Origin of the sequence: Desulfovibrio inopinatus DSM 10711, assembly GCF_000429305.1 — a bacterium.
Lineage (GTDB): Bacteria > Desulfobacterota > Desulfovibrionia > Desulfovibrionales > Desulfovibrionaceae > Alteridesulfovibrio > Alteridesulfovibrio inopinatus.
On sequence record NZ_KE386882.1, the window covers coordinates 73,061 to 98,370 of the forward strand.

General features: G+C 49.2%; 22 protein-coding genes, 1 pseudogene and 1 riboswitch. Of the genes and pseudogenes, 16 read left to right on the top strand and 7 right to left on the bottom strand.

Features of this window, described 5'->3' with window-relative positions:
- Positions 1 to 35 precede the first annotated feature (35 nt).
- A complete protein-coding gene (locus G451_RS0125585) occupies positions 36 to 977 on the top strand; it encodes an ATP-binding cassette domain-containing protein (RefSeq protein WP_027186456.1) in 942 nt (313 codons plus the stop codon).
- Positions 970 to 1,563 (top strand): ABC transporter ATP-binding protein, encoded by a 594-nt coding sequence (locus G451_RS0125590; protein ID WP_027186457.1) that lies wholly within the window; start codon positions 970 to 972, stop codon positions 1,561 to 1,563. Before G451_RS0125585 ends, G451_RS0125590 begins: the two co-directional genes overlap by 8 nt.
- On the opposite strand, the gene G451_RS0125595 is transcribed toward G451_RS0125590, so the two are convergent.
- Complete coding sequence (locus tag G451_RS0125595; protein ID WP_027186458.1) at positions 1,553 to 2,800, bottom strand: GAF and HD-GYP domain-containing protein; 1,248 nt, start codon at positions 2,798 to 2,800, stop codon at positions 1,553 to 1,555. The genes G451_RS0125590 and G451_RS0125595 overlap by 11 nt on opposite strands.
- 396 nt (positions 2,801 to 3,196) lie before the next feature.
- On the opposite strand from G451_RS0125595, the pseudogene G451_RS31810 reads away from it, so the two are divergent.
- Positions 3,197 to 3,583: pseudogene (locus G451_RS31810) on the top strand (permease); the annotation flags it as partial.
- Between the two features lie 84 nt (positions 3,584 to 3,667).
- The gene (locus tag G451_RS34740; RefSeq protein WP_169727947.1) at positions 3,668 to 3,901 is read left to right on the top strand and encodes a thioredoxin family protein; all 234 of its coding nucleotides are present in this window, start codon (positions 3,668 to 3,670) and stop codon (positions 3,899 to 3,901) included.
- Positions 3,902 to 3,947: 46 nt separating this feature from the next.
- Here the strand turns inward: G451_RS34740 and G451_RS0125605 are convergent, their stop codons facing one another.
- On the bottom strand, positions 3,948 to 4,457 hold the full coding sequence (locus G451_RS0125605) for a hypothetical protein (protein WP_027186459.1): 510 nt from the start codon (positions 4,455 to 4,457) through the stop codon (positions 3,948 to 3,950).
- Positions 4,458 to 4,658: 201 nt separating this feature from the next.
- Between G451_RS0125605 and G451_RS0125610 the strand changes: the two genes are divergently transcribed.
- The 3 genes from G451_RS0125610 (at position 4,659) to G451_RS0125620 (ending at position 9,012) form a co-directional block, all read left to right on the top strand.
- Positions 4,659 to 5,519, top strand: coding sequence for an ABC transporter permease (locus G451_RS0125610; protein ID WP_051261922.1), 861 nt, complete (start codon positions 4,659 to 4,661; stop codon positions 5,517 to 5,519).
- Positions 5,520 to 5,665: 146 nt separating this feature from the next.
- Positions 5,666 to 7,762, top strand: a complete 2,097-nt coding sequence (gene sucD, locus G451_RS0125615; protein ID WP_027186461.1) for a succinate--CoA ligase subunit alpha — start codon at positions 5,666 to 5,668, stop codon at positions 7,760 to 7,762.
- A 38-nt stretch (positions 7,763 to 7,800) separates the two neighbouring features.
- Positions 7,801 to 7,980, top strand: a riboswitch (cobalamin riboswitch).
- Between the two features lie 132 nt (positions 7,981 to 8,112).
- Complete coding sequence (locus tag G451_RS0125620; RefSeq protein WP_027186462.1) at positions 8,113 to 9,012, top strand: sirohydrochlorin cobaltochelatase; 900 nt, start codon at positions 8,113 to 8,115, stop codon at positions 9,010 to 9,012.
- A 71-nt stretch (positions 9,013 to 9,083) separates the two neighbouring features.
- Here the strand turns inward: G451_RS0125620 and G451_RS0125625 are convergent, their stop codons facing one another.
- The 4 genes from G451_RS0125625 to G451_RS0125640 all read right to left on the bottom strand — a co-directional run bounded on the left by G451_RS0125625 (position 9,084) and on the right by G451_RS0125640 (position 13,220).
- Positions 9,084 to 10,082, bottom strand: coding sequence for a GGGtGRT protein (locus G451_RS0125625; protein WP_027186463.1), 999 nt, complete (start codon positions 10,080 to 10,082; stop codon positions 9,084 to 9,086).
- Between the two features lie 12 nt (positions 10,083 to 10,094).
- Entirely contained in the window at positions 10,095 to 10,787 is a 693-nt protein-coding gene (locus G451_RS0125630) for an iron-sulfur cluster assembly scaffold protein (protein WP_027186464.1), read from the bottom strand.
- Positions 10,788 to 10,947: 160 nt separating this feature from the next.
- On the bottom strand, positions 10,948 to 12,120 hold the full coding sequence (locus tag G451_RS0125635) for a type IV pilus twitching motility protein PilT (protein WP_027186465.1): 1,173 nt from the start codon (positions 12,118 to 12,120) through the stop codon (positions 10,948 to 10,950).
- 14 nt (positions 12,121 to 12,134) lie between these two features.
- Entirely contained in the window at positions 12,135 to 13,220 is a 1,086-nt protein-coding gene (locus G451_RS0125640) for a type IV pilus twitching motility protein PilT (RefSeq protein ID WP_027186466.1), read from the bottom strand.
- Between the two features lie 452 nt (positions 13,221 to 13,672).
- On the opposite strand from G451_RS0125640, the gene G451_RS0125650 reads away from it, so the two are divergent.
- From G451_RS0125650 to G451_RS0125690, 9 genes are all read left to right on the top strand, one after another.
- Positions 13,673 to 16,339 carry a hypothetical protein gene (locus G451_RS0125650; RefSeq protein WP_156921829.1) on the top strand — a complete coding sequence of 889 codons (2,667 nt, stop codon included), beginning with the start codon at positions 13,673 to 13,675 and terminating at the stop codon, positions 16,337 to 16,339.
- Positions 16,340 to 16,391: 52 nt separating this feature from the next.
- Positions 16,392 to 16,919 (top strand): hypothetical protein, encoded by a 528-nt coding sequence (locus G451_RS0125655; RefSeq protein ID WP_027186468.1) that lies wholly within the window; start codon positions 16,392 to 16,394, stop codon positions 16,917 to 16,919.
- 28 nt (positions 16,920 to 16,947) lie between these two features.
- Entirely contained in the window at positions 16,948 to 17,436 is a 489-nt protein-coding gene (locus G451_RS33440; RefSeq protein ID WP_027186469.1) for a hypothetical protein, read from the top strand.
- A 94-nt stretch (positions 17,437 to 17,530) separates the two neighbouring features.
- Positions 17,531 to 19,390: a secretin N-terminal domain-containing protein gene (locus G451_RS31820; protein ID WP_169727943.1), complete on the top strand. Its 1,860-nt coding sequence runs from the start codon at positions 17,531 to 17,533 to the stop codon at positions 19,388 to 19,390.
- 69 nt (positions 19,391 to 19,459) lie between these two features.
- The gene (locus G451_RS0125670; RefSeq protein WP_027186470.1) at positions 19,460 to 21,160 is read left to right on the top strand and encodes a GspE/PulE family protein; all 1,701 of its coding nucleotides are present in this window, start codon (positions 19,460 to 19,462) and stop codon (positions 21,158 to 21,160) included.
- Between the two features lie 166 nt (positions 21,161 to 21,326).
- Positions 21,327 to 22,559 (top strand): type II secretion system F family protein, encoded by a 1,233-nt coding sequence (locus G451_RS0125675; protein ID WP_027186471.1) that lies wholly within the window; start codon positions 21,327 to 21,329, stop codon positions 22,557 to 22,559.
- A 14-nt stretch (positions 22,560 to 22,573) separates the two neighbouring features.
- Positions 22,574 to 23,902: a sigma-54 interaction domain-containing protein gene (locus G451_RS0125680; protein ID WP_027186472.1), complete on the top strand. Its 1,329-nt coding sequence runs from the start codon at positions 22,574 to 22,576 to the stop codon at positions 23,900 to 23,902.
- A 221-nt stretch (positions 23,903 to 24,123) separates the two neighbouring features.
- Positions 24,124 to 24,561: a type IV pilin protein gene (locus tag G451_RS33445; RefSeq protein ID WP_051261923.1), complete on the top strand. Its 438-nt coding sequence runs from the start codon at positions 24,124 to 24,126 to the stop codon at positions 24,559 to 24,561.
- A gap of 54 nt (positions 24,562 to 24,615) precedes the next feature.
- The gene (locus tag G451_RS0125690) at positions 24,616 to 25,038 is read left to right on the top strand and encodes a prepilin-type N-terminal cleavage/methylation domain-containing protein (RefSeq protein WP_084448791.1); all 423 of its coding nucleotides are present in this window, start codon (positions 24,616 to 24,618) and stop codon (positions 25,036 to 25,038) included.
- Here the strand turns inward: G451_RS0125690 and G451_RS0125695 are convergent.
- A complete protein-coding gene (locus G451_RS0125695; protein WP_034644101.1) occupies positions 25,023 to 25,283 on the bottom strand; it encodes a hypothetical protein in 261 nt (86 codons plus the stop codon). The genes G451_RS0125690 and G451_RS0125695 overlap by 16 nt on opposite strands.
- Between the last annotated feature and the right edge of the window lie 27 nt (positions 25,284 to 25,310).

A 25,310-nucleotide genomic window follows, 5' to 3' on the forward strand; every position in this document is an offset into this window, starting at 1 on the left:
CGATCACTTTAGGCTCCAAAACCAAAGGAAACACCATGCTCGACATTGAAGCCTTATCCATTTGTTTTTCACGATATGTTTTTGGATTGAAACGCCGTGAGGTTTGCGCCATCCAGAGCTTGGATGTCCGTGTTGAGTCCGGCAGCATCATGGCCATCGTCGGTCAATCGGGAGGAGGCAAGAGCTTGCTGGCACATGCCTTGCTCGGCATTTTGCCGGCCAATGCACGCGTCACCGGAAGTATGCGGTTCAAAGGAAAGCCACTGACACCTCAATCAATTGCACGATTGCGTGGCCGGGAAATTGCGCTTGTCCCTCAATCCGTTGCGTCACTCAACCCACTGCTTCGAATCGGTGTGCAAGTAGCGCGCTCGGCCCGACTCAGTGGCCTCAAGACAAAGCAATCCATCACAGAAGCGCACAGTGCATTGAAACGTTATGGCTTGGGCGACGAGGTATCACGCCGGTTTCCGTTCGAATTATCCGGCGGCATGGCAAAACGAGTTCTGACAGCCACAGCCACCGTAGGCCTTGCCGATCTCATCATTGCCGATGAACCGACGAATGGGCAGGATGAAAAGAATGCACAAGAAACATTGAAGCATCTTCGCGAACTCGCCGACACGGGCAAAGCGGTTCTACTCATCACGCATGACATCGCTTCGGCACTTCGCGTAGCCGATGCAATCACCATCTTTTACGGTGGGGTTACTGTTGAAGAATGCCCTGTGCATGATATGACCGCAGAGCAAGGACTCCGCCACCCATACTCCCAAGCGCTATGGGCTGCTGTTCCGGAAAACGGATTACACATGACGTCATGGTATGACGAATCGCCTCTTGCGCAGCCGGGAACACCCATTGCGACGGGATGTCCATTTTGCGAACAATGCGGAAAGAGCCAAGAGACGTGCCGGCATCAATTCCCTCTCTTGCGACAAGCTGGAAGCGGTCGGATACGGTGCCATCATGCTTAAAGCCGAGAACATCGCATTCCGGTATAACAGAACATCCCCCTGGATTTTGCACAATTTCTCCATCAATGTACGTCAGGGAGAGATTGTCGGCCTCTATGGTCCAAGCGGTCGCGGAAAATCGACACTCGCGAAGATGCTTGCTGGATATCTGCATCCGAATCAGGGACAAATCCTGCTTGATGAGGCTGTATTGCCTTCAACCGGCTTCTGTCCGGTACAGTTGCTCTTCCAGCATCCAGAACTTGCCGTCAATCCTCGATGGACCATTCGACGTATCCTCAACGAGGCAACATCTCCCGATAAAGCACTGCTTCAGCAACTTTCCATTAATCCGAAGTGGTATGACCGATATCCTCATGAACTTTCCGGAGGCGAATTGCAGCGCATTTGTCTGGCCCGTGCGCTGACACCGAACACGCGATATCTCTTATGTGATGAAATGACTTCGATGCTCGATGCGCTGACTCAAGCGACCATTTGGCAGAATGTCGTCACCCTTGCCCGCACACACCAAGTGGGACTTCTCGTTGTGAGCCACGACAAGATTTTACTGGACCGGCTCTGTCAACGTATCGTCATGTGTTGAGGAGTTGATTCGACGCGATATTGCCGAACTTATCGCGAATGGCCAAGATAATATCGTGGATATCGAAGAAAGCGGAAACAACGTCAGGATCAAAATGCTTACCCGTGCCGTCTCGTATGATTGCGAGCGTCATATCTTCAGGAAAAGCAGGTTTATACACACGACGCGACGCCAAGGCGTCATACACGTCAGCAAGCGACACAATCCGAGCACTTAACGGAATGTCGTGCCCAGCAAGCGGTACCAAGCCCACAAGACTGTCTTCCATAACATTCTGCACAAGCCCAGGATACCCGGAACCATCGAATTTCGCGTGGTGATACAATGCCACTTCGTATGCCATGGCATCGAGTTCGGATACAGGATGAGCAAAAAGCCTTGCGCCAAACAGCGTATGGAGCTTCATCGTTTCAAACTCTTCAAACGTAAGCTTACCCGGCTTTTTCAGTATTAAATCCGAGACCCCGACTTTTCCCACATCATGCAGCATGGCTGCAATCTGCAAAAGGTCTTTCCTTCTCTTCATCTCATCATCAGCGACACCACGCAGTTTTGCATAACGATGATATATTTCGGCAGCGAATGCCCCCACACGTTGCACGTGCATTCCCGTTTCAGACGGATCACGCAGCTCGGCCATTTTATTCATCCGTAAAACGAGCTCTCGCGTCACAATGGCATTTTCGATAAATGACGCGGCATGACCGGCCAGAAGGTTGAGGAGAGTCTGGTCTTCCGCAGAAAAGGGCACATGCTGCCCGTCTGGTGATTGGCTGTTAATGATCTGCATCAGGGCAATAACGGAACCGGTCGAACTTTTTATTGGAAGAGCAAGAATGGACCGGGTGCGATACCCGGTCCGTTCATCAAATCGGGTATTGAATTGATAGGGAAAAGATGGAGCGATTGCATAAGCGTCATCGACCGAGACAACAACACCATGGTTGGCCGCATATCCCGAAATGGACGTATCATCGATAGGAAGAGACGCCTTGAGATACCCATGCTTGATCACGTCCTCATCACTGAACAACGTGTCATTATGGACATGAGCAAACACGAGTCTGCCGCCCTCCACCATAAAAATCGTACCGGCATCGGCGCACGTCAGCCGACGGGCTTCCAGAAGAATACGGTCCAAAACCGTATCAAGACTTTTGAATTGGCGCAGAACATCGAGCACCGAGAGAATATGATTCACGGCCTCAAGCGTATCGTTATATACTACGGGTGACATGATCACGATGAGCTTTAGGTTTCATGTTTATTATTTGTACGAACGATATCCAGGAAAGTCAATCGTTTACCAGTACACTACTGCTGTTGAAAGACAAGATAATATTTTTCTTGCGTGTATATTGAAAGCCTGAGTATTTGGCGAAATCGTCAAGAAGGAGAAGACCATGACCACCTCAAGCAACGATACTGCCCGCGCATGCACTGACTCCACCGACAACCCAGCTCAAAACTGACCCAATTATTGTATCTGGTGTCGAAATCCTCACCCTGTGGATACTTATTAACTCCTTGTTACCGGCATTTGCCGACTGGTTTGTGTTCACATTGTGTGGACTGACTCCAAGCTGGCGACTCGTCGGGATTCGAGCAGTCTCTGACATGGGAACAGTCTATTGAATTCGAATTGGATGCAGTTTATGACATCGTCGGGAAAGTTTGGAAATATGTGGTACTTGGTATCACTGTCAGTGCCTGTATCCATGGGCATATGCCTGAAGGCTACCTGACTGACATCATGGATGAGCAATCATGGTGGTCCGTTCCCGTCGCTGTCGTCATCGGTATCCCCATGTACACCAACGCTGCTGGCGTTATTCCTATCCTTGATGCCCTGCTTGCAAAGGGAGCAGCGTTGGGCACGGCGCTCGCGTTCATGATAAGTGTCATCGCCTTATTTTTCCCCGAAATGGTCATCCTGAGAAAAGTACTGAAACCAAGGCTCATCGCTACGTTTATCGACGTCGTCGGTACCGGAATCCTGTTTGTCGGCTACCTATTCAATATTGGTCGTCTAACTCTCAACAGCACCACGACGTCCGCACCAGGCGAAACCACGGGTGCTTCGACACAATTCAAGGAGAATTCTATGAAACTCATTCAAATTCTAGGACTGGGATGCCCCCGGTGCAATGAATTGGAGAGCTTGGTTTATGCAGTGCTGGCAGAAAACGGTCTCGAAGCCCATGTCGAAAAAGTTAAGGATATGCAAACCATGGCTACACTCGGCGTTTTTACGACACCGGCTTTGGTCATCGACGGTGAGGTCAAGTCTGCCGGTCGCTCCCCTTCGAAAGAAGAAATTACCAAGTGGATAAAATAATAGTGAAATCAATCTCGCCGGCCGTCATGCAACGGCCGGCGAAATATTAATTGTCCATCTGGCGAGAATAGAACACACCATACCCGGAACCAACCATAACAAATATATCTCCCAAGTCCCATACATGTTCATCAAGTCCCTTAAATGTGGGGTCCCCGAGTTTCTCGACCACTTTTGCTTCAATACCTGATCTATCGAGAATCGTATAATCTAAAACAAGCCCGACGAGTTTATCACTGCTATTGCAGGTAAACAGTTTGCGTTTGACGCGAATTTCGTCGATGGCAGGCAATTCATCGTCATCTTTGGAATAAAATGTATACGGGCACGCATTCACCGCTTCCGGATCATACACCAACGAAAATGTCTTTGCTGTATTGTCAAATTCAAAGCACATATCCACTTTTTTCCATTCCTCACCCGAAAAAGCTTTGGAACATGTTGTGCCCCATGCATACTGCTTGAGCCCTTTATGAATATCCTGACACATTCCTAAACGTACTCCACCCCAAAGGCTCCATGCCATCAAAACAATAACGGCTGTCCATTTTGTCATACCATCCCCCCTCCAGCTTCACGCCAGAATACATGTTTTCACGAATACACCATGTCACCCCGCAAGATAAGACTGTGGGAGCAGCGTTCAACGTTTCTATCGTAGGCATATGTTTGCTCCATTTTCGCAAAGAGTAAAGCAGCATATCGTACTTTCATTCCACAATTGACTTTATTTCTGCTTCAGCCAATCATATCACCTATGAACACCATACGACATCGAATCGTTTTTCCACGTTGGAAGTTCTGGCCTCGCCAATCATTTCTTCTTATTGGCATTGTGCTCGTCGTGGGATTTTCTCTGGCATCAATCTTCGCTCCATTCCTCACTGCATACGACCCGAACGCCATCAATGTTGATGTGATCTTGCAAGCCCCGAGTCCGAATCATCTCCTGGGGACCGACAGTTTAGGACGCGATGTTTGGGCTCGCCTTCTCTATGGTGGACGTATTTCTCTCTGGGTCGGATTTGCCGCAGTCGGTGTTGCGATTACCATTGGCCTTGTTATGGGCCTTCTGGCCGGCTACTTTGGTGGAGTTGTCGATGAAACCATCATGCGCTTTGTCGATGTCATGCTCTGCTTTCCGTCTTTCTTCCTTATTTTGGCGGTCATCGCATTCCTGGAACCGTCGCTCGTAAACATCATGATCGTCATCGGGCTCACTTCATGGATGGGCGTTGCCCGACTCGTTCGAGCCGACACCCTCAGTCTGAAGCAGCGCGATTTCATCGCAGCATCGCGTCTCCAAGGTGGAGGGTCTTTGCATATCATGGTTCATCACATTGTGCCCAATGCCTTAGGGCCGATTCTTGTTTCTGCAACCCTTGGCGTTGCCGGCGCTATACTCACGGAATCGGGACTAAGCTTTCTCGGTCTTGGTGTACAACCCCCAACGGCCAGTTGGGGCAACATGCTCATGGATGGTAAAGATGTCATGGGTATTGCACCATGGCTGGCCACCTTCCCCGGTTTGGCAATTTTACTGACCGTCGTCGGCTACAACATTGTTGGGGAAGCCCTTCGTGATCGATTCGATCCTCGTCAACATACGACACGATAGATTTCTCGTTCCACATTTTTGCAAAAGCGTTTCTTCTCATATCGTTGGTCTTTATCAAATGCAGAGGAACGTGTAGACAGACAAATATTTTTCGGCCACCTCACGTGCGCGCAATCCCTTCCAAACTCTAGCCAACGGGAGATGACATGCGGCTGAACGAACACCAAGGCAAAGAACTCCTCTCTGAGTACGGTATTGCCGTACCGGAAGGTGTCATCATGGGAAAAAACAACGGAGGGACAACTCTTCTCCCGTTTGACCCACCGTATGTCGTGAAATCCCAAGTTCTCAGCGGAGGTCGGGGAAAAGCAGGTGGAATTATCATGGTGGATGAGCCACGCTCTCTGGACCAAGCAATACAACAGGTGCTTTTAACACCCGTCGCCGGGACTACTCCACCGTATGTCCGTATTGAAGGACAACTTTCGTTTGAACGCGAATACTATCTCAGTCTCTCGGTATCTCGAGATAAAAAATCCCTGGTTTTTATCTGCGGACGCCATGGCGGTATTGATGTGGAGTCCGCCGATACAGACAATCTTCTCGTTCAAACCGTTTCACTGCCCGAAGGGCTTGGTTCTTGGCAAGTCCGACGTGCGTTCTTTCACTTAGGGTGCGAAAAAGCACTTTGGCCCGGTTTCTTGGTGCTCACGACGCATCTCTTTCAGGCGGTATGGGAAAATGGCTTGCTTTTGGCGGAAATCAACCCACTTGTTGTCGTCGATGGAGAATGGACTGCCCTCGACGCCAAAGTTGAAATCGGCGACAATGCATTGGCTCTCTCCCCAAATCCAAATCGATTCCACCTCTCCGCCTATCTCTCCGAACGAGAAAATCTCGCCCGCGCCGTGGGTCTTCCATTCCATACCTTGGATGGTTGCGTTGGGCTTGTCGCCAATGGAGCCGGTCTGGCCATGGCGACCATGGATATACTCAATGCGTCCGGTCTCCGTGCCGCCAATTTTCTCGATCTCGGAGGTGCTGCGGACAGTGAGCGCATGAAGACCGCATTTCGACTCCTTTTTGACGATACCCAGGTCGAAGCCGTTTTTATCAATTTTTTCGGTGGAATTCTTTCCTGTGCAAGTGTTGCCTTTGCCATGACCGAGGCCCTTGAACAAAATGCTCCCCCGAAACCCCTCGTCGCCCGCTTGGCGGGGAATTCTGCCCAGGAAGGCCGTCAAATTCTTTCCTCTCTTCCCGGCGTTCTGCAAGCCAATGATACGGCCGAAGCCGTCAGGCTCCTGACAAAAGCCTTCGGTGCCAAACCATCACATGGATCAATTTCTGACTTCGCATTCAGCACCCCCAAAACGCTCCCCTTCCAAACGGCATCTGCGATGCCCAAATCGTTACCTCACCCCACAGGTCCAGCGCTCCCGAAAGCTGCCGAAACGAAAATTCTCATTCAAGGTATCACCGGACGCGTCGCCGGACACCATACCCGACTTATGCTTGATGCCGGTACCAATATTGTGGCTGGCGTCACGCCATTCAAAGGAGGAGCATCCGTTTGCGGCATCCCCGTCTATGACAGCGTTGCGCAAGCCGTCCATCACCATGGCGCAACGGTCAGCGTTATCTTTGTCCCGGCTGCATTTGCCCCGGACACGGTATTGGAAGCCGCCGATGCCGGTATTGAGACTGTTATTCTCATTACCGAAGGTATTCCTCAGTTACCGATGCTTGCACTCCTCTCCCGACTTGACCAAACCTCAACCCGTCTTATCGGCCCCAATACCCCCGGAATCATCGTTCCAGGAGCATTCAAAGCGGGGATTATGCCGACGGATCCATTCCGACCGGGACGCGTGGCGGTTCTCTCGCGAAGCGGAACGTTGACGTACGAAGCGGCCGCCCATCTCAGCAGCCGTGGGCTTGGACAATCCATTTGCATCGGAGTGGGGGGAGACCCGTTTATCGGATCCTCTTTTGCTGATCTCTTGCCACATCTTTTGGCCGATGACACGACGGATGCCATTCTCATGCTTGGTGAAGTTGGAGGCAAAGCCGAGGAGGAGGCTGGCCGTATTTATGCCGAATGCGGCGCGCCCAAACCCATGGCAGCCTTTATTGCCGGATTGAGCGCCCCTCCGGGAAAACGCCTCGGACACGCTGGAGCTATTATCGAATCCGCTGGCGATGCCCAGTCCAAAGTACGCAGTTTGCACGATGCCGGAATTCCCGTTTTCGACCAACTCGACAAGCTGGCCGACGCCCTCGCCACCACCATGGCACGATAAGGTTGGTTCCTTGCACGTCTTGACCGAAAGACACGCTGCACGATACAGAAAGCGCGGGTGCTCATCATGAGCTGAAAAGGGAATCCCGTGAAAATCGGGAGCGGACCCGCCGCCGTAAACTCCAATGTTGCCACGTTCCTTGTGTGTCACTGGGAAAACCTGGGAAGGCCGAACGTGGTGGAGTAAGCCGGAAGACCTGCCCGACGAATAAGGATATGGTGTGACGGCAACGGGCTTTTTGCCGATCATACGACCAGGGCAAAAAAACGTCTTGTCCTTCTTGAGGCATTGCCGATGGAAGGACTTTTTTATCGGCCCATCACAAAGCCCGCGACCTTTCCGAGGTATGCATGTTTCAACGTCTTTTCTCGACAATCATTCTACTGCTGATTCTTTGTGCTTTCCCAACAATGCAGGCCTATTGCGGCCATGATGGTCCTAAACAAGATAAACCGGGAATTCTTGTTGTCGCATTTGGTACCACGATGCCCACGGCAGAAAAAGCGCTTCAGCACATTGAAGGTGTCATCAAAAAAACCTTCCCCAACGTACCAGTGCGCATGGCCTATTCATCAAAAATCGTTCGGGCCAAAATCGCTCGGGAGCAACACCGGAATATCGCGTCACCAGCCGAAGCACTTGCACAGATGAAAGATGAAAATTTTACCCACGTCGCGGTCCAATCGCTTCACAGCATTCCAGGTGAGGAATATCATAACCTACTGAAAACAGCTTACGCTTTTCCAACGATGGGCAAGAGCATGCAACAGGTTGTCATGGGAATGCCCCTCATGGCGACATCCACCGATCTCGAAAAGGTCGCCGATGCGATCATGGCCTGTCTGCCCGCTGACCGAAAACCCAATGAAGCCATTGTCCTTATGGGACACGGAACACACCATCCAGCCGACGTCTATTATGCGGCTCTCCAGTATCATCTCGCCAAGCGAGACCCCAATATTTTTGTCGGAACGGTTGAAGGCTTCCCAACGCTCGACGACGTAATCGAAAAGCTCAAAAAAAATGGCCTGACCAAGGCCTGGCTCATGCCGTTAATGTCCGTGGCGGGTGATCATGCCAATAATGATATGGCCGGCGACGAGCCCGATTCATGGAAGTCCATTCTTGATAAAAACGGCATCACGAGTGTACCAGTGCTCACAGGGCTGGCAGACTATGACCAGCTGGTCGCCATATGGGTTGATCATCTCAAAACAGCCTATTCTCAACTCAATATCAAGTCTCACTAACATCGTCGGGGGGCGTACGCCCCCCGCTTATTCATGACACGCTCGTGTAAGCGTCTTTGTAATTATCGATACTATTGCAGAGCCTGCGCAACGGCTACAGCAACAGCCACAGTTGCCCCGACCATGGGATTGTTCCCCATACCGATCAGTCCCATCATTTCAACATGTGCCGGAACCGACGACGATCCCGCAAATTGGGCATCGCAATGCATTCGTCCCATCGTATCGGTCATACCGTACGATGCCGAGCCGGCTTTCATATTATCCGGGTGCAACGTACGTCCGGTGCCGCCTCCCGAAGCAACAGAAAAATACGGTTTTCCCTGACTGAGGCGTTCTTTTTTATAAATGGCGGCCACGGGATGTGTAAACCGCGTCGGATTGGTCGAGTTTCCCGTGATGGACGCATCCACACCTTCGTGATGATTGATGGCTACCCCTTCACGGACATCATCGGCTCCAAAACACCGCACATCACCACGATCACTCTGGGAGTAGCGAGTTTCAGAAACGATATTCAACTCTCCCGTTTCATAAACAAAACGGGTTTTGACGTGCGTAAATCCGTTGATTCGAGAAATGATATGAGCCGCGTCTTTCCCCAATCCATTGAGAATGACGCGCAAAGGTTGTGTTCGTGCTTTGTTGGCGAAATGCACAATACCCAAGGCACCTTCAGCCGCTGCAAACGATTCATGACCGGCAATAAACGCAAAGCACGCTGTCTCTTCCGACAGTAACATTGCCGCCAAATTACCATGGCCGAGGCCAACCTGACGCTGATCGGCAACTGATTTCGGTATACAAAACGACTGTAATCCTTCCCCAATTGCTTTCGCCGCATCCGTCGCTTTGCTGGTCTTCTTCGCTATGGCAATGGCTGCACCGAGCGTATACGCCCAACAGGCGTTTTCAAAACAGATTTCCTGAATCGAACGCACCATTGCTGCGGGATCGACGCCTTTTGAAAGACAGAGCTGACGTGCATCGGCCAACTCTTTGAGTCCATAGTGCTTCAGGGTCGTTTCGATAGACGGCATGCGACGCTGTTGATTTTCAAACAGTTCCATGTCTGCCCCTCCCTACGCTTTGCGCGGGTTAAGCGTTCGCACGGCTTCATCAAATCGACCGTATTCCCCGGAAGCCTTTTCAAGAGCCTGCGCCGGATCAACGCCTTCTTCAATCAGCGCCATCATGCGACCGATATTGACATAGCTGTAGCCTATAATTTCATCATTGGCATCGAGCCCGATACGACGCACATAGCCTTCTGTTATTTCAAGGTATCGTGGGCCTTTAAGTCTACTACTGTACATGGTCCCGACTTGACTGCGCAATGTCTTGCCAAGATCTTCAAGAGCAGCCCCCACAGGAAGACCATTTTCTGAGAATGCCGTTTGACTCCGGCCATACACAATCTGGTTGAAGAGTTCACGCATAGCCGTATTGATAGCATCGCAGACCAAATCGGTATTCAACGCTTCAAGGATGGTTTTCCCCGGCAAAATCTCCGCGGCCATGGCTGCGGAATGCGTAGCGCCTGTACACCCCAAAATTTCCACAAGCGCCTCTTCAACAATGCCATGTTTGATATTGAGTGTCAGCTTACACGCCCCCTGCTGCGGAGCGCACCATCCTACGCCATGTGACAGGCCGAAAATGTCAGCAATCTCTTTGGCCTGGACATAACGTCCCTCTTGAGGAATGGGGGCAGGACCATTCTGCGGTCCTTTGGCCACGCAATCCATTCCTTCCACCGTTTCCGTATACATCATGTGGATCTCCTGTATTCATGTCACCTCATAACAGGATTCAAAAACTCCGGAGGGGATACGAGCGGGTACCAATGGCAATCCATCCCGCCAAACATTCTGACAGGTACATCCCCGTTTCCACGTAAAACAGAATGCCCTATGATGTCATTATAGAAAAATTTTAGCTGTCATGGTCGATTTCCTCATATTCGTCGTCGAGACGGAGACCTTGAATGGTTGAGACCGTCTCGCCTCGGGCTTTTTTGATGCCATCAATCGCCAACAGCAAACGGCTGCGATCGCTGGCATGAAATATGGCCGTTGTTTCGTCGATAATATTTTTTTGAAAAAGCATGGCGAGATAGTGATCGAAAGTAATCATGCCGAACGTTTTTCCGGCTTCAATAATATCGTAGTATGTCTTTTCTGGCGTTTCACCACTCAACAACAATTCTCGAATCGCCAACGTATTCCGCATGATTTCAAAGGCAGGAACCCGTCCTCCGCCAAGACGTCCCGGCAAACGTTGAGCAATGACAAACTTCAGACTGGCCGCAAGACGCTGACGGAGATACCGTTCTTCGGAATGATCGAACATCCCGACAATACGACCAATTGTTCCCCCGGTATCGATAGTATGCAATGTGGAAAGCACAAGGTGGCCCGTTTCCGCAGCACGAAGTGCGGTGGTGATGGTTTCGCGGTCGCGCAGTTCTCCGACGAGAATCACCCGTGGAGCCTGACGTAAGGCCGCTCGAAGTCCATGAGAGAACGAAGGAAAGTCGAGCCCAAGTTCACGCTGACTTATCGTGGCTATGTGGTGGTCATGCACATACTCAACGGGATCTTCCAATGTGATGATATGGACGGCCTGGCTCTTATTGATGTCGTCCAAAATAGCAGCCAACGTTGTCGACTTTCCGGTACCTGTTGCCCCGACAACGAGCACAAGCCCACTGTGTTCCTGACCGATTGTCGAAAAAAGTCGTGGTAAACGGAGTTCAGCCAAAGAAGGAACCGTGGAAGGCAGACGTCGCATGACAATGCAAAATGATCGACGACGTGTAAAAATATTGACACGAAATCGGGCTGTTTCGACATCGTACGAGAGATCGCAGGCTCCCTCGGCTTGAAGCTCTGCTTGCTTTTCTGGACGATCGTTCAGTATGACCGCGGCCACCGAAGCGGTTTTCTCCGAAGAAAGCACGCCAGGCACAATGGAGTTCTCAATTGGCGTCAAAACACCATGAATATCCGCCTGGATCGGTTTGTCCGGCGAAAAAAGAATATCCGACAACGCTGGCGCTGCTTCAAGGACATCACAAATCAGACTATCGAGCTCAATGTGTTCCATAATATATGCGGGGATTATTCGTATTGAAACAATGTGGTGTTTTCATCTTCAAGTCGCGCACGAAAACGTTTCTTATTCACACACTTGGACAAAGCGTCATGTTCGTCAATAATACCAGCATCCAATAATTCTTCAATGGAATCGTCCATCAGTCGCATGTTATGTGCTTTCCCTGTCTCGATAACCCCTTCAATCTGATGATTTTTTCTTTCACGAATGAGATTTCGTACCGCCGGCGTAGCAATAAGAATTTCTAGTGCGGCCACGCGTCCAGGTGTATCGATACGACGAAATAAATTCTGCGCGACAACTGCTCGGAGCGACTCCGCCAAACTGGAGCGGATTTGTTCTTGCTTATCGCCGGGGAAGACCTCGATAACGCGGTCGATGGTTTTGGAAGCCGAAATAGTATGCAACGTGGACAAGACAAGGTGCCCAGTTTCAGCGGCTTCCAAAGCAAGTTCAATCGTTTCAAGATCACGCATTTCCCCAACGAGGATGATGTCCGGGTCTTCGCGTAAGCTCCCGCGTAATGCAGACGAGAATGTTTTTGTATCGCGTCCAATTTCGCGTTGGTTGATGAGACAACTTTTCGATGGGTGAAGAAACTCGATGGGGTCCTCAATGGTGATGATATGATCTTTCCGATGGGTATTGGCATGGTGAACCATGGCGGCCAATGTCGTTGATTTCCCACTGCCTGTCGGGCCGGTGACAAGAACAAGTCCCTTTGGTAATAACGCTAACTCTTTCAGCACCTCAGGCATGCCAAGATCATCAAGCGTGAGCAACTCGCTCGGTATGCGACGAAATACCGCTGCAACGCCGTACTGTTGGCGAAAAAAATTGACACGATATCGGTCGAGACCTTCTATTTCATAGGCAAAATCAATATCCCCTGTCTCTTCAAATTCTTTAACACGTTTTTCCTGCGTTATCTCATACAACAATGCTTTAAGATCTTCGTCCTCAAGTACTTTATATTTAATACGCTGTAAGATGCCATTGATACGTAAAATAGGTTGGGACCCGCTTGATAAATGCAGATCAGATGCACCTGTTTCACGCATCATTTTGAGAAACGCATCGATTTGCGCCATACAACCTCCATGTCATGAAATCGAAGTATAAAATAGAAAAATACCATTATGAATTTTCAATGGAATTACCGAAAAACATTTTTTGAATCAAGCAAAGCGGCTCCTTGATTCTCAATCAATATATTATGTCCAGCATCCGTCATCATCGTGACAAACTTGGCATGAAAGCATCCTCGTACAAGAGTATTCATCACGAGAAAAGCGAGTAATCAAAAGGAGTTTCCGCAGACTCGCATTTGACAGTGGCCGGGGACATCGCTTATCAATTTTTGTACGCCTCATGTTCATCGTTTCTTTTTGCGGTACGTGGCGTATCGTCTTGCACACCCTTGGCGACGAAAATACAGCATTTCACGTCGGCCGCGGATAGTCAGTCCCTTCTTCTCTGTGAGAACAAGACCGAAATCCAGCGCCAACATACAGACGCACCGCAACGAGCACCGGGAAGAGGTATGGCCAAACGCCAAAAAACGGAAGTCACACACGCGAGCACGAAACAACGTGTCAAACCGGGTTCGTTTTGCGCAATACCACCAGCAACCCCAACCTTCTGGTCATCGCTCAAACGAAAAGAGCGTGCAACCATTGGTATTGATGTCGGTGAAGAGGCGATTTATCTTACAAGGCTGACGTTCAACCGATCCTCAGTCGACTCGATCCAATGTGTCCAAACCCCTCTTGACCCAACAGACCATGACGATATCCCTCTTCTTGGTGGCAAACTGTCGGCAGCGTTTTCTCAGCTGTGTGGAAGCGAACGAAAGAAAGTGGCCGTATGGGGAGTACTCGTAACAGATCGGGTGGATATGCGCGAGTTGCACATCCCCAAATTGCCGCCGAATCAAATTGCCAATGCTGTTTTCTGGACAGCAAAAAAAGCGTTTTCATTCGATGAAAACGACGTCGTCTTCGATTTTGAACTCCGCAACCCAGTTCAAGAAAGTGGAACAGAAAAACTGACCGTCTTTGCGTATACAGTTCCCCGCGAAGACATTCGAACCATTCAGCAGATATTTGAAGCGGCCGATATTAAATTGACCGGCCTGACCATCCCGCCGTTTTGCAATCAAAACCTTGTCCGCCTTCGTTGGATTCCTGTTCGCGAAAAAGTCGTTGCCAACCTCCACATCGGCCACCGCTATTCTCGCATTGAAGTTTACGAAGAAAGCCAGCTCATTTTATCTCGTATGCTTAAAGCCGGGATGATTGGGATGGAAAATAGTTTGCTTGAGGCCGTCAACGAAAAACTCCTTGAGGCCCCTTCGTCTGAAAACTCTGCTCTTGATGATGCAACGCCCCGCCCGACCTCTTTTTTCAATCTTGATCTCGAACCGCTTGAAGATGACAGCCCAGCGCCTCAACATACGCAATCCACGCGGCACGCAGAGCAGATTGAACCACCTCTTGAATTAGAAATCGAGCCGGACAATCAAGACGAGCCCCACGAACTTCACCCTCTTACATCACCAGAAGACCTCGAAGACAAGCCTCGTTCGGCACCGCTCCGGCGTTTGCGCCCCGAGAATTACGACGTTCCCGCCCCGAACGATGAAGAGTTGCCCTCGGTCCTCGTTCTTGAGGATACCCCAAGTCTTGATAATCCCCCATTCGATCAGCCTGATCCGGATATCGACGAAGCACTGCATCTCGAACTTGAACCGCAAACAGAAGCAGAAACGTTTACACCTGTACCGCGAGAAATGACGTCGAGGGATGACGAAAAGCCACCAATAGACGAAAAAGCAGATCACGCCGAAAGCTCCGGCCTTGCGGATGAACTGGAATTATTATTCGATCCGACCAAAACGGCCTCGCAGTCATCCGCACGAAAAGCTTCCGAGAAGAAAAAGCATTCCCTGAACAATTCTCCTGTCGAGACGATGTCTTCCCCGGAGGATTCGACTCCCAACGCTCTCATGGACTTGCTTGAACCTCCTGCACCTCCTGTCGAGGAACCTGATGCAGAGTCCATGGAAGCACTCGATATTCCGGAGTCGCCTTCAGCCTCAGACGAAGAAGATGGGGACAATGCGCCCCCCCCTCCTTCGGACAAGGCGCCACAAACGACGCTAAAAAAAGAACCCGAAGACAACGGTATCGACTCCAATACACTTATTCTCTCACTGGCCGATGAGCGTATTGGAATACCGAGAAGCCTGGCGGAACGCGGAGTAGATAAAACCGAAATTTTCGATATGGCCGCGCCGGCTCTGGAACGTCTGCTTCGACAGGTGGAGATGACGTTCAAACATTACTCGGTCACGCTCGGACACGACCCGGTACGGCAAATGTTCGTATCCGGTCCGTTGTCCTCGTCACGTCTTTTGCTCGAGTACTTCAGTGACAACCTGGATATGCCTGTCCAGAATTGCGACCCATTGGCCAACCGCCAGGCATTTCACCCTTCCATGCTGTCACCGGACCTGAAAGCCTCCGAACGCAACGCCTTTCGCCTCTCCACAGCGGCAGCCGTCTCAAACAATGTGATGACGCCCAACCTTCTCTACACCTATAAAGAGAAGGAAAAAGCAGCAAAAATCAACCGCGCCAACAAAACGGTACTCGTCGCATGTGGGTTGATTTTTCTGATTCTTTTGGGGGTATTTGGCTGGCAAATCTATTCAAGGGAAGAAAAACAAATCCAAATTGTTCGACTTGAATCCGAATTGGCTACACTGAAAAAACCGGTAGATATCAACCTGCTTCACAAAATGGCCCTGACGGCCACCAACGACCTCAACTACGTGCGTCTCTTAGCAGAAAAAAATCAAGGCACCGCCTTACTGAATGAAATTTTTCTCTTAACACCACAAAATGTCCGTTTGTCATCCATTTCCGTTCAAATGGGGGCACCCCAAGACACCGCTGCCCAAAAATCAAAAGATAAAGCCAGCACAGCAAGGAAGAATGTTGGACAAGCCAAAAAGTCAAAGATTCTCGTCCTCGACGGCTTTGTTTTAGGAGCATTAGAGTCCCAGGAGGCCGAGCTTGCCGGCTATATGGCCATTGTGCGGCAGTCTGAATTGATTGAAGATTGTGACATATCTCTCACGGAGAAGAAACGCGCTCCCACAGGTGAAGATGCATTACGCTTTGTTATTACAGCAGAGATATCATGATACAAAAAATGCGAGTACTTTTCCTGCTGTATGAAAGCATGAGGCTGCAGGCATGAAAAAATCATTCAATATTTCAGGCGCAATTGGATCAACAGTACTTATTGCACTCGTGCTTCTTGTTGCACTCTTCACGCTTGGGATTATCCCCATGTATCTTTCGAATCAAAGCGCTACACGTACTTTGGAAGAGTTGCGTTTTGAACGCGATAAATACAAAGTCATGCTTCCTGTGTATAAACGACTTACGGATGTCATTCATACGTTCGACCAAAAATATCATATCCAACAACGTTCGGCGCTATCGACCCAAGACATTTCGATGATATCAAAAACATTCATTGAGCTTGCCGAAAATACAGGCATGGCCGTCTCCATAGCCGCCCCCGATCCACGTACGCTTGAAAATCAATCAAAGATGCTGGCTGTTGATCTCGAATTGCTTGGGGAGCTGAACGACTTCCGAGAAATTCTTCTCCGACTCGCAGCCTTGCCCTATCTCGTCAAATTTGAAAAAGTCCGAATCACCCAAACATCGAGCGGTAAAAAATATTTCATCAAATTTTGGCTAGCTTTGAAATAACGGAAATAAAACCGGAGCCGTCATTGTCGTGACAAAACGCGAACGCAACCTCGTCTTCCTTATGCTCTTCGTGGCCGTTATCGGCTCCGGCATGTATATTGTTCCGATGTTCATATCCAAAAATCAGCTGCCTGTACGCTCTGCTGCTTTGACTGATATTGAAAGCCAAACCAAAATTATCGTCACGCGTTTAAACCAACTCCAGTTGACGCCAGAAGAAAAACGCGTTCTTGAAGCAGCGGCCACACCATGGACTCGTGACCCTTTTTTTACTCCAGAAGAGTTTACCGGTCCCAATGGAGACACCTTCGGAACTGGAAATTTCGTCTATTCAGGATTTCTTGAAACGCCTTCCGGAAATTATGCCATTATTAATGGCATGGACTATGGCGTCGGCGATCTTCTCGATGGAGGAGGTTTCGAAATCACCACTATAACGCCAGACTTTGTCACGCTCCAGTCACAAAATGGATCAACCATATTGCAAATTCCCTATAACGACGATGGAACCATGTAATTCAACCCACCCTCCATACGAATACGTACAAGAACAATCTGACTTCGGCGACGCAGACAACCCGGCGCCAAATGGATGGGAGATCAATACAGTCATGCCAGGCCAATACATCAATCTACGACACAGAAGGGCAACCATGCCGTTTGTGGCCATTTTGGGCCTGATGCTTGTTCTTCTTTGCGCAGGCTGCAAAAAAAATGGCGTTGAAGTACATGATCCGTTTTTTGATCAATGGAAAGCCATGGCGCAAAAATCCAAAGGCTATTCTCCACGTCAAGAATCGCGCGCCATTGAGTATTCTCAAGCCGCTGTGACCCCTATTACGCCGGTCAAAACAGAACCGACACATCCGCCATTGCCGACCAACCCCATTACGTTAAAGCTCAACAACGCGGAATTGGCGTCGGTGTTGCGTTCTTTGGCACGTGCTGGAAGTGTCAACCTGGTTCTCTCCTCATCCATTGCCTCTGGAAAAGTCTCGAACACCTCGGCATCGACCGCGGAGACCCAATCAGCATCTTCAAATTCAGGAAATAGACAGGGAGATTCGGAAAACAACCAGAGACAATCGACTCAAGAGACAACGGAAAATACAACGTTGCGCCCGGTGAGCCTGAATGTATCCAATGCCCCCTGGAACTCTGTTTTTGAAAGTCTTCTTCTTGCCAACGGCCTGTCATATAAATGGGATGGTCCAATATTGCGGGTGCTCTCCATAGACGACCTCAACCGCGAAAACGAACTCAAAAAAGCGCAGGAAGAAAGTATCAAGCAGGTTGTGCGGCTCAAAGAAGCCGAACCTTTGGTCACCTTGCAGGTTGATATCCAATATGCAGACTTGGATGAGTTGTATAACACGGTCAACAACTACCTTGGCCAATCTTCCGATATGGCAAAAGACGGCGGAGACGCACAACAAGGGGCGTCTCAACAACGCGTTAGCGGCAGCATCCAAGGATCGGTTGTCGCGGACAAGCACAGCAACTCGCTGATCATCCAGGCCGCCCAAACCGATGCCGAACAAATTGTGAAACTCATTTCCAAACTCGATCGACCGCGGTCGCAAATAACCCTCAGGGCATATATTATTGAAACAACGAAAGAAACCGCACGACAACTTGGCGTGCAATGGGGTGGTATTTTCCGCACGGGGCTGGCCGGTCAAAATTTTTGGGCCGCACCAGGCGGAACAGGCACCGCGGCGACCGATCCATTATCCGGCAGTTCAACACCCTACTATGGTCCCGGGCAATCCGGGCAGGGGTATGGCCTCAACTTTCCTGGAGGCATCAATATTGACCCGACCACCGGCCTTGGCGCCGAAGGTATGGCTCTGGATTTTCTCTTTGGTCGCATTGGGGAGAATATTCTTGAACTGCAACTCACGGCCCTAGCAGAAGACGGCAAGGTCAATATTCTCTCCTCGCCCTCCATTACCACCCTGGAAAATCAGACGGCCTACACGGAAAATGGACGCAAAATTCCGTATGTGTCCACGTCGCAAAACGGCACGAACGTTGAGTTCATCGATGCCGTTCTACGTCTTGAAATGACACCGCATATTGTTGATGGACACAACCTCCGCATGAAAGTGCTCGTCAAAAACGACCAGGTGGATGAAAACAAAAACAACTGGGTGCAAGGCAACCCCCCGGTCATCAAAAAACAGACAGAAACATCGCTTATTGTTGAAGATGGAGAGACTATCGTCATTTCCGGTTTGACCAAAAACGTCATTCAAGACAGCGATTCCGGGGTTCCATTCCTCAAAGATGTTCCGGGATTGGGCTATGCATTCAAATCGACGGCGAAAAGCGAAGAGATGGAGGAAGTGCTTGTTTTCATCACCCCGCACATCCTGCCGCAGCGAGCGCTGGCACATGGACCGACAGTCTCCACGCCAGACCCGGAAAACTTGATGTCCAAATACTCACTGCAATCAACTGCAGAATAATACGACGTTCTTAGGAAACCGTGACCATCCCCACCTGCTGGTCACGGTTTCCCTCGCCCTGGAGAATACATGCGCAAAAAACCGTTGCGACTTGGCGAAATGCTTGTCAATGCCGGCCTCATTAGCGAAGAAGAACTTCAACACGCCCTTGTAGATAGCCGCGCAAACAACCTCAAACTCGGACAACAAATCGTCCGCCAGGGCACGCTCAAAGAAGAGGAGATTCTTACTGTTCTCGGCCAACAGATGAATCTCGAACTCTACACCCCAAATCGCTATACTGTTGAGGTCGGGCTTTCGGCCATTCTTCCGGCTGATCTGGCCATGAAATTCAAGGTTGCGCCGTTACAAAAAGACGGACACCTGCTCAAACTCGCTATGAATGACCCTCTTGATCTCGGGGCCATCGACGCCGTGGAAGTTTTCACCAACTGCGAGGTCGAGCCGGTTATTTGCAGCGAGAAAGAGCTTGGTCAGCTCTCCAACTCCATTTATGGCATGGCCGCCGGGATGGATGGGGTTATCGACAGCATACAGGCGCTTGCTGTCGATGAAGAAACAGCCGTCGGCGAAAGCGACGAACATGTCGGCAATCTGCAGGATATGGCTGAAGAAGCGCCTGTTATTCGCCTTGTCAACTCCCTCCTCAGTCAGGCCGTTCGTGAAGGGGCCAGCGATGTGCACATCAGCCCGGAACAGAAATCCGTCCAAATTCGATTCCGCATCGACGGCAAGCTGAAGGAATATCCAGCGCCGTCCAAGAACATGATCTTGCCGATCATTTCGCGTGTTAAGATTTTAGCCAAAATGGATATCGCCATCACCCGCATTCCCCAGGATGGGCGGTTTACCGTCATTATGGAGAATCGCGAAATCAATATCCGCGTCTCGACACTCCCCACAATCTATGGGGAAAACCTGGTCATGCGTCTGCTCGATATGTCATCCGGAGGACTCACCTTGAGCGACCTCGGCATGAGCACATTGGATATGGACAAAATCCATGAGGTCATCATCAAACCGCACGGCATGATCTTGTCCACCGGACCGACAGGGAGTGGGAAGTCCACATCATTGTATGCCATTTTGAGAGAGATCAATCGCCCTGATATTAATATTATCACGCTTGAAGATCCGGTTGAATATCGACTTGCCAACATTCGTCAGGTCCAACTCAACACCAAGGCCGGCATGACATTCGTGAGCGGCTTGCGGTCCATTCTGCGACAAGACCCTGATGTCATCATGGTCGGTGAAATTCGGGATGGTGAAACTGCCAACATTGCCACCCAAGCTGCGCTCACCGGTCACCGCGTCTTCAGTACGGTCCATACCAATAATGCAGCCGGCGCCGTCACTCGTCTTATCGACATGGGTATTGAACCCTTTCTCGTCGCGTCGGTGCTCCTTGTTTCGTTTGCGCAACGCCTTGTGCGCTCCATCTGCCCGCAATGCAAAGAATCATATCGACCAAGCCCCAATGTCCTCAAAGCATGGGGAATGGAAGAATACGCAGACCGAAACTTTATGCGCGGGAAAGGCTGCTATTATTGTGGAAACACCGGGTATAAAGGACGTACTGGACTGTTTGAAGTCTTATTGGTCGACGACGAAATCCAGGAACTTATCCTTGAACGCGCCTCTGCCTCGCTCATCAACCAGAATGCAATCAGCCGCGGGGTATTGCACTTATTGAGAGATGACGCCAAAAATAAAATTCTCAGCGGCAAAACAACGTTTGAAGAAGCGGCTTCTGCTGTTATGGTGTAGCAAATTCAAACAGGCGATGTGTCCTTTCACCTCTGCGAGTATGCAAGTCCACATCGTTTGCATACACGGCAGGATGCAAAGAAAGACAGATATTTCTTCAACGTAACCGGTCTGACAAGGCGCAAGAGTCGTTGTTTCGTATTGTGGTTTCCGGAGGCATTGTACAGTGGCCAAAAAACTCTATGTCTATAACGCACTGAATGAAAATGGATCTTCGGTCACAGGAGAAATCGAAGCCGAATCCGACGATGCCGCACGCCTCAAAGTATCGGGACTCGGCTATATCCCCATTAAAGTAGAGTCCGGAGTCAGAGCAACCTCCCACGCCGGAGGGCGTGCAGCGTTGAGCATTCGATTGACCAGGGTCAAAGCACAAGACTTGATTCTGTTCACCAAGCAACTTCGAACAATGCTCAAGGCCGGTATCGGCGTTCTCGAACTGTTACGCATTCTCGAACAACAAACGGAAAATAAAAAACTCAAATATGTCTGTCTCGTCATGGCAGACGACATACGTAAAGGTGCCAGTATTTCTGTAGCCTTTGCCAAGCACCCTTCTGTCTTTTCATCACTCTATGTCAGTATGATCAAAGCCGGCGAAGCCGCTGGGTCACTTCCAGAAGTGCTTGATCGACTGATTTATATTATTGAGCATGAAAACAAAGTAAAAAGTGATATCCGCTCTGCCATGCAATATCCAATCATTGTTGTCCTTGCATTGGGGGTTGCTTTTTTTGTTTTACTTACTGTTGTTATTCCAAATTTTGTCAACTTGTTCAAAAAGGCCAAAATTGAACTCCCCATGCCGACAAAAGTTGCCCTTGGCCTCTATCACTTTTTGTCACAATATGGATTCTTTCTTTTTATCGCTCTTGTCGCGATTATTGTTGTTTTACGATTCTATATCAAAACCGACGACGGGAAAGTCAAAAAAGATGCCTTTCTTATGCACCTTCCTGTACTTGGTTCTCTCTTTATCAAGGCGGCGATGTCCCGATTTGCATCCATTTTTGCAATTCTTCAGGCCAGCGGCGTAACCGCGCTGCAATCCATGGAGATATTGTCGGACACAATTGGTAATGCGGCGATCTCACGAGAGTTCAGTAAAATCTCAGAATTGCTCAAACAAGGCCGTGGTATTTCGGCTCCTTTAAGAAAGGCGAAGTACTTCACCCCCATGGTGATCAACATGGTGGCCATTGGTGAAGAAACAGGGAACCTTGACGACATGATGAATGCTGTTGCCACGCACTATGATGATGAAGTGAAGTATGCTGTATCGAACCTGAGTGAAGCCTTGGGCCCATTTCTCGTCGTCGGTTTGGCCGCTGTGGTCGGTTTCTTTGCACTCGCCATTTTTATGCCCATGTGGGACATGACCAAGATGGTCAAAATGTAACCTCAAGACGTGGTATGAATAAAAAAAAGAATGCTCCGCGTTATGAAATAGGTTTACGGATTCTTGTCCCACTTATCGTTGGGGGGGCAACATTCATTGCAGTCATGTCTATTCTTTCAAGTGACATCCTGCAGCATTTCAAATCGATCGCCAATCAAACTCTCTTTACAGCGACCGTGGCCGGCACCATATCCCTTTTGGGGTCGGGTATAGCTGTCAGTATTTTCCTTCGTCCTATTTCCCAGTTTATGAAAGAAGCGCAAGCCGGACTGGAACATACACGTCCACCTGAGAAACAACGCACACGCGTTGACCTGGAACAATTCGAGCGCGTTTCGCAGCAAGTGACACAGGTTCTGAACAAGCTCGATGCAAAGGCTTATTTTCCTGATTTCAAAGGCGAATCGCGCGCCCTACGAGGCTTACTGAAACAGGTTTTAGAAGTTGCTGGAAGCAATGCCACGGTGCTGATCACCGGAGAATCCGGGACAGGTAAGGAGCTGGTGGCTCAGGGGGTGCACGCACAAAGTCGGAGAGCAGAGAAACCGTTCATCGCCATCAACTGCGCAGCCATTGCGTCGGGAATCTTGGAAAGCGAGTTGTTTGGACATGAAAAAGGTGCTTTTACCGGTGCAATCGCCAATAAAAAAGGCAAATTTGAACTTGCACATGGGGGGACCCTTTTTCTTGATGAAATCGGCGATATGCCGATGGAAACACAAGCAAAGATATTACGCGTTATTGAAACCGGATGCGTTGAGCGTGTCGGCGGTGTCAAAACACACCACATTGATGTACGCATTGTCGCCGCGACAAACCATGATCTCAAATCCAAAATTCAACGCGGAGAATTTCGAGAAGACCTGTTCCATCGACTCAATGTCTTTCCTATACTTGTCCCGCCCCTTCGTGAGCGACGAGAAGATATTCCTGCTCTCGCTGATTTTTTTCTCGAAAAAGCTGAAAAAAGCCAAACGTTATCGGCTGAGGCCTTGGCGCTTCTCATGACGTATGATTATCCTGGAAATGTCCGTGAACTAAAGAACATTGTTGAACGATCATCGGTACGGGCCTCTGTACAAACAGCAATTGCACCAGATATTCTTCCGGAAGAAATCGTGGGGTCACTGCTCCCTCACACTACGCCTCAGCTCGAAACCTTCTCAACATCCAGCACCAATCTTGATGCAAAACTCGCAGCTTATGAAAAAGGCCTCATCGAAGCTGCACTGTCACAAACTCAGGGCATCCAGAATACAGCCGCGGAACTTCTTGGCATCAAACCACGAAGTCTCTGGCACCGTGTGAAGAAGCATGGAATTGAACCGACATCATTTAAATGAAAGATTTTTAGTGGTCTATTCTACCAATTATACCATCACATATTGAAGATATGTACTTCAAAATTTGGAGATCAACACAAACACCTATACATAGACAAACTCTAATACACTAAATTAAAAGGAAATAAGACAGACATTACGTTTTGCATGTTTTTTGCTTCAATTGCATTGCCCACAATGGATGCGTTTTTACCGTGTCAACTCAAAAGAAGGACTTGTTCATGCAAGAAAAAGAAATGAAAAAAAACGAAAAGCAACGAGGCTTTACCCTCATTGAAATTATCTCCGTATTGGTCATTTTGGGGGTTCTGGCTGCTGTCGCTGTTCCGAGGTTTACCGATCTCACGGAAGATGCAAGGAACAAAGCAGCTTTACAAGCTGTGGCAGAAGGTCAATCCAGACTCTCAATGGCTGTTGCTAAACTCATCCTCGAGGGGAATACGGAACCAAATGCTTCAGCCGTAGTAAAAAAAGCTGGAGCTGGAGCTGAAGAGAAAACACTGGATATTGGAGACTATACATTGACTTTTGATCCAAACGATACAAAGCAGACTGTTGCAATTAAAGCTACTGGCGATAAAGACACAAATGCCAATGGCTCAGAAGCGACAGGGACTTGGACTTCACCTATTGAAGCAAAACCTACACCTACACCATAAAGCAATACGAACCATACGGGTGTACCGTCTATCGGTACACCCGTCCGATATTCAATGAAGACAACAAAAGATACTCACCAATCAAGACGAAATACTTTGGCACTGAATGGTTTTACTTTAGTAGAACTGCTCTCTGTTCTCGTACTCATTGCAATACTCACAACATTCTTTATTGGACGTTATACAGACCTTATTTCTCAATCTCAAAGACAAGCGTCTCAAGCTGCACTTGCAGAAGCATATTCACGCTGCTCAGCTGCTGTTTCAAGATTAATTTTTACAAATAAAGCATGGCCAGAAGGCAATGAAATAACTGCATTTCTCATCGACAACAACGATGAAGACCTTGGAGATTACACAGCAACATATACATTTAAAGATGATAGCTCTGAAATTTCTATCGAAATAGCAAGAAAAACAACTGCGGGAGCTGCACAGACACTGTTAACTGGCTCTTGGCCTTATTCACCAGATTGAGACTGACTCAGAACAACCCAAAATCGTACACATTGACAAGCAGCATCCCATATTTTCTTTGCTCCTGCCGCACCGCTCAATGAAGAAGTATCTCTCAATGCATTCCACACGACTGGCATTTGAGCGATGTGTAATTTTGCCTTCACACTGAGACCACACACAAGCACATTCGGAGCAAACGTATCCTCCGGAATATGCTGAACAATACCAGCTAACGCTTCACTCCGCATCAGTCGATACGGCACGTTCACGTCTTTGATATTGCCACCGAA

Bases quoted from the DNA above. Each gene is read 5' to 3' on its own strand.
- G451_RS0125585 (WP_027186456.1), top strand. From the start codon at position 36: ATGCTCGACATTGAAGCCTTATCCATTTGTTTTTCACGATATGTTTTT.
- G451_RS0125590 (WP_027186457.1), top strand. From the start codon at position 970: ATGCTTAAAGCCGAGAACATCGCATTCCGGTATAACAGAACATCCCCC.
- G451_RS0125595 (WP_027186458.1), bottom strand. From the start codon at position 2,800: ATGTCACCCGTAGTATATAACGATACGCTTGAGGCCGTGAATCATATT.
- G451_RS34740 (WP_169727947.1), top strand. From the start codon at position 3,668: ATGAAACTCATTCAAATTCTAGGACTGGGATGCCCCCGGTGCAATGAA.
- G451_RS0125605 (WP_027186459.1), bottom strand. From the start codon at position 4,457: ATGACAAAATGGACAGCCGTTATTGTTTTGATGGCATGGAGCCTTTGG.
- G451_RS0125610 (WP_051261922.1), top strand. From the start codon at position 4,659: ATGAACACCATACGACATCGAATCGTTTTTCCACGTTGGAAGTTCTGG.
- sucD (WP_027186461.1), top strand. From the start codon at position 5,666: ATGCGGCTGAACGAACACCAAGGCAAAGAACTCCTCTCTGAGTACGGT.
- G451_RS0125620 (WP_027186462.1), top strand. From the start codon at position 8,113: ATGTTTCAACGTCTTTTCTCGACAATCATTCTACTGCTGATTCTTTGT.
- G451_RS0125625 (WP_027186463.1), bottom strand. From the start codon at position 10,082: ATGGAACTGTTTGAAAATCAACAGCGTCGCATGCCGTCTATCGAAACG.
- G451_RS0125630 (WP_027186464.1), bottom strand. From the start codon at position 10,787: ATGATGTATACGGAAACGGTGGAAGGAATGGATTGCGTGGCCAAAGGA.
- G451_RS0125635 (WP_027186465.1), bottom strand. From the start codon at position 12,120: ATGGAACACATTGAGCTCGATAGTCTGATTTGTGATGTCCTTGAAGCA.
- G451_RS0125640 (WP_027186466.1), bottom strand. From the start codon at position 13,220: ATGGCGCAAATCGATGCGTTTCTCAAAATGATGCGTGAAACAGGTGCA.
- G451_RS0125650 (WP_156921829.1), top strand. From the start codon at position 13,673: ATGGCCAAACGCCAAAAAACGGAAGTCACACACGCGAGCACGAAACAA.
- G451_RS0125655 (WP_027186468.1), top strand. From the start codon at position 16,392: ATGAAAAAATCATTCAATATTTCAGGCGCAATTGGATCAACAGTACTT.
- G451_RS31820 (WP_169727943.1), top strand. From the start codon at position 17,531: ATGCCAGGCCAATACATCAATCTACGACACAGAAGGGCAACCATGCCG.
- G451_RS0125670 (WP_027186470.1), top strand. From the start codon at position 19,460: ATGCGCAAAAAACCGTTGCGACTTGGCGAAATGCTTGTCAATGCCGGC.
- G451_RS0125680 (WP_027186472.1), top strand. From the start codon at position 22,574: ATGAATAAAAAAAAGAATGCTCCGCGTTATGAAATAGGTTTACGGATT.
- G451_RS33445 (WP_051261923.1), top strand. From the start codon at position 24,124: ATGCAAGAAAAAGAAATGAAAAAAAACGAAAAGCAACGAGGCTTTACC.
- G451_RS0125690 (WP_084448791.1), top strand. From the start codon at position 24,616: ATGAAGACAACAAAAGATACTCACCAATCAAGACGAAATACTTTGGCA.